We start from the raw sequence: 2,053 nt of genomic DNA, 5'->3' as shown, positions 1-2,053 counted from the left end.
CCTCGACGGTGGTGTCACGGGCGGTGGTCGTGCGGGCCTCGGCCGTGGTGCTGCTGCGGATCTAGCCGAAGCCGGCCCGGGCCTTGTCGCGTTGGCCGACTACCTCGACGCCGACCCCTCCCGGCACCTGCTCTCGTTGCATGCCGACGGCCGGGCGGTGGTCGCGAGCGGCAATCCGGATTCCGCGGACCGGGTCGTGACGCTCGTGCCCGGAACCGGCTCCTCGCTCGCGGACGTGGACCGGACCGGCGACCGCGCCGCCTCAATGTGCGAGGCCGCTGAGTCCACCGAGCCCGCCGCCACCGAAAGCTCCGAGCCCGTCGACGCCGGGACCGAGGCCTGCGTGTCGGTGGCCTGGCAGGGCTACGACGCCCCGGATTCGATTATCGAGGCGGGCCGATCGCTGGGCCTCGCCCGGGCGCACGCCGAGGACCTGCGGACCTTCACCGTCGGCGTCGACGCGGTCGAGGCGATGGACGGCGACGACGCCCCGCACACGGTGGTCGGCTACAGCTACGGTTCGGCAACGCTGGGCGCCGCGGCCTCGGATCCACGCGGTCTGGCCGCTGACCGGATGATCCACGTGGGCAGTCCCGGCGCGGCGGTCGACTCGATCGCCGAGCAATGGGTCAACGAGGGCAGCTCGCACGAGTCCGCCACGTCGCGCCGCGCCTCCGACGACGAGGTCGTGGGCATCGCGAGTCGCTGGGATGCGGTCCCGTGGTGGTCGATTGTCGGCGTGTTGGGCGAGCGGCCGGGCACGGACGACTTCCGCGGCCTTTCGGTGGACGTGACCGAGCCGGGCGCGGGCCCATCTTCCGTCCGCGACTCGCACTCGACCTACTTCGACCGCGGCACGGTCGCGTTGTCCGAACTGGGCAAACTCATCGCCGACACGGACTAGATGACAAATTCCACGGGGTGGGCAGTGATCGTAGGCGGTGAGATCCCGTTCGAGCACAATCTCCATCGCAGCCGCGCTGACCGTGACGGGCCAATACGCGGCGTGTAGAAAATTCGCGCCTATGCGGTGGAGTCTCCGAGCTTTTGGCGCACCAGTCCTGCCGTGCGGGGCGCATCGACCGCGAGGCGATCCAGTACGTCCAGAGCAGTGGCGTCTCCGCCCCAGGCCTGGGCGATATTGGTCATGATCCTGCCCAACGTGTCCGGATGCGATTCGTGGAGCCAGGTGAGAAAAGCATCAGGGTGCTGAGCCTCGATTCCCCACGGGTGAAGAGCGTCGCCGGGAAAGTCACGCAGATTCCGAGTGGCAATCGCCTGCGCCCCAGCGTGAATCGCAGCAGTCAGAACGTGCCTATCGTCAGCGTCGGGGAGATCGAGTTGGTCGATCAGGTGCTCGTAGCCAGCGACTGTCACGTCGCGGATCGCGTCGTTCATCAGCCGCCGGGTGCGATCAAGCCTGGCCGGGTCGAGGTCTGGCCGGTTCGCTCGGAGGTTGCCGAACACTTCCTCAATAATCAGATCCGTCCATTTTGGCTGAACCAGCCGCGTCAACCCAACCCGGATCAGCACATCCCTCAGCGTGGACGGGTCGAGCACATTTGCGTCATAGATGACCACCTGCGGCATCAGGAGAGTCCGAGAGTGTGAGCCTCCGCTGCCAGCTCGTCCGCGGCCGCCGTCCGGTGGGCGTCGTCTTCCCGCAGGTAGTGCACCAAGGACGCGGCCTTCACGCGGCGGTGGGTGCCGACCGTGCGGTAGGAGATCTGTCCGGCATCGAGCAGACCGATAAGGAACGGGCGAGACACGTTCAGCACATCCGCTGCCTGCTGTGTGGTCAACTCCGCGTGAGCCGGAACGAGAGTCACGCTCTCGCCTTGAGCGAAGCTGTCCAGCACGCGGGCGAGCGCGGCCAGCACCGAGCCCGGTACCTCAATCTCTCCGTCCGGTCCGCCCAGGCTCAGCCTCACCGGAGTGTTCGCATTCCGCGCGGCGTCAAGGCCGCGCAACACCGAGGCCGCCTGCTCCGCGTCTGTCGGCTCGGGCACTAGCGTCGCGATATCCCTCACCACGCCACCCCTCTCAATCGAAA

3 protein-coding genes are annotated in these 2,053 nt (G+C 67.8%); 1 reads left to right on the top strand and 2 read right to left on the bottom strand.

The genetic code is table 11. The features are described 5' to 3' along the window. Positions 1 to 904 (top strand): alpha/beta hydrolase (locus G6016_RS04055; protein WP_241729721.1); only part of this gene is annotated, 904 nt, incomplete at its 5' end. A gap of 119 nt (positions 905 to 1,023) precedes the next feature. On the opposite strand, the gene G6016_RS04050 is transcribed toward G6016_RS04055, so the two are convergent. Further along, complete coding sequence (locus G6016_RS04050; protein WP_182631419.1) at positions 1,024 to 1,590, bottom strand: PIN domain-containing protein; 567 nt, start codon at positions 1,588 to 1,590, stop codon at positions 1,024 to 1,026. After that, the coding region (locus tag G6016_RS04045; RefSeq protein WP_422110442.1) for a helix-turn-helix domain-containing protein at positions 1,590 to 2,053 on the bottom strand (464 nt) is incomplete at its 5' end. The genes G6016_RS04050 and G6016_RS04045, both read right to left, overlap by 1 nt.

The sequence above is a fragment of the Dietzia aerolata genome, from assembly GCF_014144865.1.
GTDB lineage: Bacteria > Actinomycetota > Actinomycetes > Mycobacteriales > Mycobacteriaceae > Dietzia > Dietzia aerolata.
Note: the sequence above shows the minus strand (reverse complement) of the source record. Positions and strands in the feature narration are given on the sequence as shown.

Coding starts and splice junctions, on each gene's coding strand:
- G6016_RS04050 (WP_182631419.1), bottom strand. CDS start 1,590: ATGCCGCAGGTGGTCATCTATGACGCAAATGTGCTCGACCCGTCCACG.